This is a genomic window from Winogradskyella sp., assembly GCF_013213975.1.
Taxonomy (GTDB): Bacteria; Bacteroidota; Bacteroidia; order Flavobacteriales; family Flavobacteriaceae; genus Winogradskyella.
In genome coordinates this window covers 1-8,148 of sequence record NZ_JABSST010000107.1, presented here as the reverse complement: position 1 = coordinate 8,148, position 8,148 = coordinate 1, and the positions used below count along the sequence as shown (strand labels likewise).

Here is an 8,148-nt window from a genome sequence, read left to right as displayed (position 1 = left end):
CCGCACCATAACTAAGCATTCTATCTATATCAGCTTTACAGCCTACTCCTCCTGCCGATATTACAGGAATGGACAGCTCATTATGTAATAAACTTGTTAAGTCTTCTGGAGACATATTACCTCTATGACCGCCAGCCTCATTGTTAACTGCAATTGCCGCATCAGCACCTAAACCTTCAACTTTTTTAGCAAATTTTAAATCAACAACATCACAAAAAACCTTAATTCCAGCAGCATGAGCTTGTTTGATTGTTTCTTCAGGACTGCCTAATGATGTAATTATAAAGTCACAACCTTCTTCACATAAAACTTCCAATTGACCTTTATATTTCAGGTTAGACTTATTTACAATAAGATTAAAACCAAATGAACCACCATCTACTTTGCTAGCTTTAAGCTCTTTAATCGCCGTTCGTAATTCTTCTAAGGTTCTGTAATTTAATGCTGGAATGCAACCGGCAATTCCTGCCTTCATAGCCTCAGTCACCATAGCCACATTCGAAACTAAGAACATGGGTGCTTGTATTATAGGATACTCTATATTTAATAGTTCAGTCAATTTAGTCCGCATACCGTTAGAATTTTGGCAAATATACTAAAATATATTATGCATGCATAGTAGTTTTAATCTCTAAAGTGATAATACCCACATTTTAAATAGGCTCCTTCTGGAAATTCAATAGGGTGATCACTGTCGTGATACGTCTTCTTAAGTATATTAAAAGGTCTGCCTTGACTATTTAAAACCCTTAGGTTTAAATCAAAAAATGATTGTTCAATTACTCTTGAAGAACAAGACGCTAATACTAAGATTCCATTTTTTGAGGTTAATTTTGCCCCTAAATTAGCCAATTGACCATACTTCTTCTTTGCCAAATCAATCTCAGATTTTTGCTTTGCAAAACTTGGCGGATCGATGACCACAACATCAAAGGTTTTATTGCGCTGAATTAACTTTTGCATTTCTTCGAAGGCATCTCCTGCAATGGTTTTATGAACTCCAGAATAAGAATTTAATTTTCCATTATCAATAGCAATTTGCAAAGCTTGCTTGCTAATATCTAAACTCGTCACCTCTGAAGCACCATTTGCTAGTGCATGAACAGAAAACCCTCCAGCATATGAAAAGACGTCTAATACTTTTTTATTCTCGCTCAATTCCCCAACATGTTTTCTATTATGTCGATGATCCAAAAAATAACCTGTTTTGTGACCCTTAATCACATTGGCTGAAAATTTTATACCATGTTCGATAAACTGAACTACATCATTATCAAGATTTCCAAAAAGAACTTCACCATCTTTAAGGCTATGATTCATACTATTTTGAAGTGACCTACTTAACCTCATGACAATAGTATCTGTATTGGAGACCTCCTTTAAGCCTTTAAGTATACCTTCTAAATATGGCAACCATATCTCCGAATATAGCTTTATTACTAAAACCTTGTTATAGACATCAGCGATCAAACTTGGGAAACCATCATTTTCGCCATAAATTAAGCGATAACTATTTGTTTCAGTCCGCAGTAAATCTACGCGCTTATTAAAAGCATGTTGAATTTTTTGATGAAAAAATTCGTTGTTAATAGTTGCTTTTGCTTCAGCATTATGAATCATTTTTATACGAATTGGTGATTTTGCATCATACAAACCAATTCCAATAACTCTATTCTTATTTTTATCAAAAATGATAGCTAAATCGCCTGTATTTGCATCTTGATTTATCTTAATAATACTATTTGAAAATATCCAAGGGTGGCCCCTAACAACAGAGTGCTCCCCTTTAGCAGTGAGTTTAACCGCTATATTTTTTGGTAACTTACTAATCTTTAGTTGTTTCTTAAATTCCAAATCAATTAGTTTACAAGCCTTTAAAAATAAGCTTTTAATTCACAACGATTTAACATTTCATAGGCGAATTTATACTGTTTAGCGCTATAAATAGTGCTTTCTCGACAATGTTAATATCTTTGATTGCTATCCCAAAACTCTATAAGACGTTATAATAATTGAACAACCTATTTTAAATAAAATGAAGAACATTTTAATATATGGTGCATCCGGACATTCCAAAATGATCGTAGATATTTTTCACAAGAAAAAAGACTATAATATATCCGGTTATATTGATTGCTTTAAGTCAATTAACGAGAAAATCTATGGGTATGCTGTACTAGGTAATCTGAGTCATCTAACGGATATCATTTTAAAGCACAATATTGAAGGTATTATAATCGGAATCGGTGACAATTACACAAGACAACAAGCTTATCTTAATATTTCGAAAATAGCCCCTGATTTACCATTTATTTCCGCAGTGCATCCAACTGCAACCATTGCTTCGGATGTTGAGATTTCTAGAGGAACTGTTGTTATGGCACATGCTGTTGTAAACGCTGATGCCAAAGTCGGTGAATTTTGTATTCTCAATACTAAATCGTCGCTTGGTCATGACTCTATTATGGAAGACTTTTCTAGTTTAGCTTCAGGTGTCATAACTGGTGGAAATGTCCATATCGGTTATTGTTCTGCAATATGTTTAAGAGCATGTTTAGCCCAAAATATTTCTATAGGAAATTATACCGTAATTGGCGCAGCCTCATTAGTATTAAAACCCGTTGGTGATTTCAAACTAGCCTTTGGTATCCCAATTAACAGGGTAAAAGAAAGAGCAAAAGACTCCAAATATTTAGGATAGTTATCTCATGTTACTCAATAAAATAAGAAACAATAGCTTTTGGCTAATCGACTCCATAAAAGGAGGTAAAGTGAAACAGCAATTAAAACAGGTTCAATTAGGAGTTGAACAGCCAAATTCTAAAAACGCTAAAGAACTTAAAGAATATTATCTCAAAGGTATATTAGAACATGCCATTGAAACAACTGATTTTTATAATCATTTAAATAAAGCCTTCTCAATTTCAGATTTTCCAGTTGTGAGGAAAACAACAATACAAGATAATTTTGAAGCTTTTCAATCTCGGAAGTTTATAAACGAAGACAACTTCAAAGTTTCTACAAGTGGGTCTACTGGTGTACCTTTTTTCCTTTTTCAAAATAAGGCAAAAAGACATCGCAATCATGCTGATGCTATTTACTTTTTTAATCAATCAGGCTTCGAGGTTGGTAATAGACTATACGAATTAGAGGTTTGGCGTGGACATAATGAAAAAGGGAAAATAAAATCTTGGTTACAAAATGCTGTTCAATTTGATATTTCAAGAATGACTGATGATCGAATTGCAGTGTTTGTTGCGCTTTTAAAAAAAGATTCTCAAAACAAAAAGACCATGCTCGGCTTTGCTTCGTCCTACGAATTAATTGCGCAATACTTAGAGAAAAATAACATAACACTAAATAATTTAGGTATTACTGCAGCTGTTGCAAATTCAGAATATTTAAATCCTTATACAAAATCAACTCTTGGTAGACATTTAAACACTCAAGTCCTTTCAAGATATTCTAGTGAGGAAGTAGGTATAATTGCCCAACAAACCTTAGAATCGCCTAATAGATTTGTTATTAATCACGCGAGTTATTTTGTTGAAATTCTAAACCTTAACAATGACAACCCAGTTTTACCTGGTGAATTTGGACGAATTGTCGTAACTGATTTGTTTAACTATGCCATGCCAATTATAAGGTACGACACAGGTGATATAGCCAAGCTCGGCATTAATAAGCAAGGAGTAATGGAATTGGAACAAATTGAAGGTAGAAAAATGGATGTGATTTATGATTCACAAGGAAATTTAGTGTCTTCATTTGTAATTTATACGAAATTCTACAACTACTATCATTTATTAAAGCAATACCAATTTATTCAACAAGGTGAAAAAGAATATGAGGTCAAATTAAATTTGCAAGATGCAACATTTTCTTTTGAAAGTGAATTGATAGAAGATATCAAATCTGATTTTGGTTCTGATGCAGATGTTAAAATAACTTATGTTGACGAAATTCCTCCGTTATCTTCTGGGAAACGAAGAAAGGTAATGAATAACTATAAAAAAGCTTAGGCTTACTCTAATCCTATTGCTAAAATTTCATCTGTAAATTTTCCTAAATATGGCCCAGCTGCAATTTGTAAATCTATACCTTGTCTTGCTGTGTTGTACTCAATTAAACAAGGCGTGTTATTTTTATCTATTCCTATATCCCACGAAATAATCCTAAAATATGGTACTACAAAATGCATTGATTTTACCATGTCCTTTAGAGCTATATAGTTAGGGATTTTACATTCCTTCAAAGGAATTCCAGTGTAAGACATTTCAACTACTCCTCCCTTAGAATTATATCCTTTCCCTTTCAAATCACCATTTTCTTTAATTCCACAAAAAAGACCTCCTGTAGAAAAGTTATCGGTAACACAACCATCTTTACCCACTCTTAAAACCGAATTTAGGATGTGTACGCCTTCATCGTTTAAATAGGAAACAACACGAAGTGTATTTAAACTAGATGGATTAAGTGATTTTAACACATCACTTTGTTCTAAGCACTCCTGTAGAATAAAATCTTTCTTGTATACTTTAAACAAGTCTTTTATACACAGATTGTCTAAGCTTGTCTTTTCCCCATCGGTTGCAAATAGATTAACCATTTTCCCACCTCCTGTTTCGATTGTTGGCTTAATTATTAAAGGTTTCTTATAATTTTTGCATGCCTGTACTGCTTCATTTAAACTCACTATAGTATCATTTATAAAATAAAATCCATTAATATTCTGTACTATTCGCTTTGGCTGATTGAAATCTTTAAATAAATTATAAGTAAAATTTTTATCTAACAATGCAGGCGATTGTTTAATTTGATTCAGTCTCGGATTTATGATTGGATTAAAAATATCATACGGCATGTATTCTTTATGAAACTCTCCATTTATATTAGTGTAATATTGATGCCAATACGTGTTTATTAGATTATAACCTCTTGATTTATAATATGATTTTGCTTCGTCAATTTGGTCTTTAGATAGCTCTGGGAAATTATGCTTACGCATTAAAGATTTCATATACCGTCTAGCACTAATCCCATCTCTAAATTGTCTATAAGCACGATAGGCACGCATACCACGCTTGATATATTTATTCTTTATATAATGATATATATACATATAAGGCTAATGGTTGTATTTCAGTCTTTACACAGTTTTAAAATCTCATCAGTAAAATCACTAAACACCGGTCCTGTGACTATTTGAACTTCTAATCCTTGATTATAGGTGTTGTATTCAATTAAAACTGGTTTATCATCTTTATTTATAGCAATATCCCATGATACCATTTTAAAATATGGAATTTTGATATGCATTGCTTTAATCATCTTAACAACGAGACCAAAATTTGGAACCGAACACTCACTTAGTTTAGCACCGTTAAATGTATTCTCTTTGATTTCACCTCTTTTAGTGCATCCAAAAGACCCAAATTGACCATTTTCGTCTACATTACAAAGTAAACCGCCAGCCTTATAATTATCAATTTCACTATTTAAACCACCTATTCTTGCAGCTACACGAAGAATATTTACTCCATCCCTATTTAAATAAGAAATTACTCTAAGCGTGTTTAAACTTGTAGGATTAAGTAGGCGCATTGCATTACTCTGCTCCAAGAATTCTTGAATTATAAAATCATTCTTATAAAGCAATAAAAGTTGCTCAACGGTAAAATTATTATATGATGTAACTCCATTTAGAACATTAAAAACTATTACTTTCTTTCCGCCTCCAGAGTCAATACTTGGTTTTATTATCAGTTTTTGTGTTTGTTGGCTAACCCATTTAATAGCCTCAATTTCCGATATAACTTTATCATTTTTATAATAAAACCCATTTATATTTTGAATAATTCGTGTTGGTTGATCAAAATCACTGAAAATGCGATATAAAAGGTTTTTATCTAATAGTGCTGGCCACTTTAGCTTATCATTTAATTTAGGTGACAATTCCGACTTAAAAAGCCCTAATGGAATATAAGATTCGTGTAATTCACCATTTAAAGTTCGATAATAAGCATGCCAGTCAGTGTGCTTTAAATTATACCCCCTAGATTTGAAATACTGTCTTACCCTTTTATTCTCTGTAGAGGTTAAGTAATCAATTTTAATATAACTCATCAATTGCCTAACCTTCTTCCTAGAATTCATTCTATGATTTAATTTGGTTAAGCAACCCTCAATGAAAGAAACAAAACGCTTTATACGCAGCTTTATAGGGTAATATCTAATCATTTCTAACTTTTCTCAGTACTATTTCTCAATGAATTTCATTAACTACATTTATTAAGCAATACGTCTATTGGTAATATTCTAAATGTAAAAATAAATTGCCAGCGATTTAATGAAAAACACTTAAAAACAACTGTTTTGGTTTTACTTTTAATTATCGTTTCTAACGTAATATTGACCTATTAAAATACTTACTTATAGAGAAATAGGCCTATATACCGTTTTCCTGTAATATCTTATAGTTTTGACATTTGAGATAAGACACCAACTTCTTACCTCAAAAATCCTTACATGTGCAGGTTTTAAAGACATAGTTCTCATAGGGTCTTACTTTAGATTGTCTACCCGTAAAATCAACATCTCTACTTTTAATAAAAGAATAAATAGCATTTTTTTAATACAAAACAAAAGTCACCTCTTTACACATTAGAAATTAAATCTTTAGAACTAATTCCGATAACATTTTGTTTTAAAAAGATCAGTGCTTCAGCACCCAAAAAAGACACTTTATCAAGCGATTTATCATCTCCTTTTCAGTGTATCCGTATTCATAAATCTCACTTCCCAGTAGTAAGGCATTAAGACAATTCCCAGTTATGCTAAGATATGTCTTATTCCATGTAAAAAAAGGTTATTTTTAGTTAACGGTTGTAAAGCATTCAATCGATTTAATAAACTCTTTTTGCATTTTCATAATTTTAATATTACCTCATCAAACATTTAATTAGGTAAAACTCTTAAGTCTAAAATTCATGGTCCATCGCTTAAACAGTACCAGACTCAGATATAGTTTAATCGGCTCAGAATTTAGCTTTTTCTTAAACTTAATTGTAGACTTATTAAAATATTCACTTACACTAAAATAAGTCTTTACATTTTCTTTTTCTAAATACTTATAACTATGATAACGAAGGTAAGGCGCTAAGTTCATCCCTCTGTAAGCTTCAAACGTATACATACTATGTAAATAACTCTCTGAAGATGTTAAATTAAAGCTTCGTTTTCTAAATATGAAAGGTTTTCTTTTAATAAACATATAAGCGGCTATATCACTATTATGTTTTAAACCAATACATATTTCACCGTTTTTTAAATCTGCTATAAGGTCTTTTTGTTCAATACCAATAATTGTATTCTTAATATAATTGATCTCCTCCTCCCCAAAAATCGAAATTTTAAAAGCCTCATGTTCTCCTCTTATTTGTGGAGGATTAACAGGGTCTACTGCCTCCTTTACCCAATAGTAAGGCATAAAATCTAATCCTATTTTCGCTAAATTATTTCTTACTCCGTGCCAAAAAAGACCATGACTAATTATGTTAGATATCCATTCTATCCGATAGGATAGCCCGTTCTTATCGCCTTCCATAATAATTAATTTTAATATATTCTACCATAACGACCGTATCCAGGTTCCATATTCATTTGAACGCGGAATTCAGATGGAGTCATCACGTCTCTATTATTAGCTTTTGCTATAGTATGTATTCGCTCAATTAATGATGAATTAGTAGCTAATCTTGTGCGTTCAGTATCGAACCAAATATTGTCTTCCAATCCAACTCTGACGCCTTTCCCTATAGCAATTGCTAAAGAATTCATCATAAGCTGTCCATTACCAATACCAGCAATACTTACAAGAGAATCATCTTGAATATCATTAAGCATTACTCCTGTATGTAAAAGATTTGTTTGCGCACAAGCGATGTTGCCAAAAAGTAGATTGTAATATAAAGGAGGTACGATATACTCTTTCCTTACTAAGTATTTCCCAAAATTAATCATCCCGACATCAAAGACTTCTAATTCTGGTACAATACCCTTTTCCTTCATAGTTTTTGCAAGATCTTCAATCATGCTTGGTGCATTCATACTTGCCACCTTATTAAAATTTAAAGAACTTAAGGTTAA

At 32.0% G+C, this 8,148-nt stretch carries 8 protein-coding genes; 2 read left to right on the top strand and 6 right to left on the bottom strand.

The window, feature by feature from the left end; translation table 11 throughout:
* Both HRU49_RS13375 and HRU49_RS13370 read right to left on the bottom strand, forming a co-directional pair.
* Positions 1 to 571 (bottom strand): nitronate monooxygenase (locus HRU49_RS13375; protein WP_296357996.1); only part of this gene is annotated, 571 nt, incomplete at its 3' end.
* Positions 572 to 624: 53 nt separating this feature from the next.
* Positions 625 to 1,854 carry a class I SAM-dependent rRNA methyltransferase gene (locus HRU49_RS13370; protein WP_296357994.1) on the bottom strand — a complete coding sequence of 410 codons (1,230 nt, stop codon included), beginning with the start codon at positions 1,852 to 1,854 and terminating at the stop codon, positions 625 to 627.
* A gap of 181 nt (positions 1,855 to 2,035) precedes the next feature.
* On the opposite strand from HRU49_RS13370, the gene HRU49_RS13365 reads away from it, so the two are divergent.
* Both HRU49_RS13365 and HRU49_RS13360 read left to right on the top strand, forming a co-directional pair.
* On the top strand, positions 2,036 to 2,701 hold the full coding sequence (locus HRU49_RS13365) for an acetyltransferase (RefSeq protein ID WP_296357991.1): 666 nt from the start codon (positions 2,036 to 2,038) through the stop codon (positions 2,699 to 2,701).
* A gap of 70 nt (positions 2,702 to 2,771) precedes the next feature.
* On the top strand, positions 2,772 to 4,022 hold the full coding sequence (locus tag HRU49_RS13360) for a CoF synthetase (protein ID WP_296357989.1): 1,251 nt from the start codon (positions 2,772 to 2,774) through the stop codon (positions 4,020 to 4,022).
* Between the two features lie 2 nt (positions 4,023 to 4,024).
* Here the strand turns inward: HRU49_RS13360 and HRU49_RS13355 are convergent, their stop codons facing one another.
* The 4 genes from HRU49_RS13355 to HRU49_RS13340 form a co-directional block, all read right to left on the bottom strand.
* Entirely contained in the window at positions 4,025 to 5,122 is a 1,098-nt protein-coding gene (locus tag HRU49_RS13355; RefSeq protein ID WP_296357987.1) for a sugar-transfer associated ATP-grasp domain-containing protein, read from the bottom strand.
* Between the two features lie 20 nt (positions 5,123 to 5,142).
* Positions 5,143 to 6,156, bottom strand: coding sequence for a sugar-transfer associated ATP-grasp domain-containing protein (locus tag HRU49_RS13350; protein WP_296357985.1), 1,014 nt, complete (start codon positions 6,154 to 6,156; stop codon positions 5,143 to 5,145).
* Between the two features lie 805 nt (positions 6,157 to 6,961).
* Positions 6,962 to 7,606 carry a hypothetical protein gene (locus HRU49_RS13345; protein WP_296357983.1) on the bottom strand — a complete coding sequence of 215 codons (645 nt, stop codon included), beginning with the start codon at positions 7,604 to 7,606 and terminating at the stop codon, positions 6,962 to 6,964.
* Between the two features lie 11 nt (positions 7,607 to 7,617).
* Positions 7,618 to 8,148: 3-keto-5-aminohexanoate cleavage protein (locus HRU49_RS13340; RefSeq protein ID WP_296357981.1), on the bottom strand; the 531-nt coding region annotated here is incomplete at its 5' end.

Bases quoted from the DNA above. Each gene is read 5' to 3' on its own strand.
- HRU49_RS13350 (WP_296357985.1), bottom strand. From the start codon at position 6,156: ATGAATTCTAGGAAGAAGGTTAGGCAATTGATGAGTTATATTAAAATT.
- HRU49_RS13355 (WP_296357987.1), bottom strand. From the start codon at position 5,122: ATGTATATATATCATTATATAAAGAATAAATATATCAAGCGTGGTATG.
- HRU49_RS13365 (WP_296357991.1), top strand. From the start codon at position 2,036: ATGAAGAACATTTTAATATATGGTGCATCCGGACATTCCAAAATGATC.
- HRU49_RS13345 (WP_296357983.1), bottom strand. From the start codon at position 7,606: ATGGAAGGCGATAAGAACGGGCTATCCTATCGGATAGAATGGATATCT.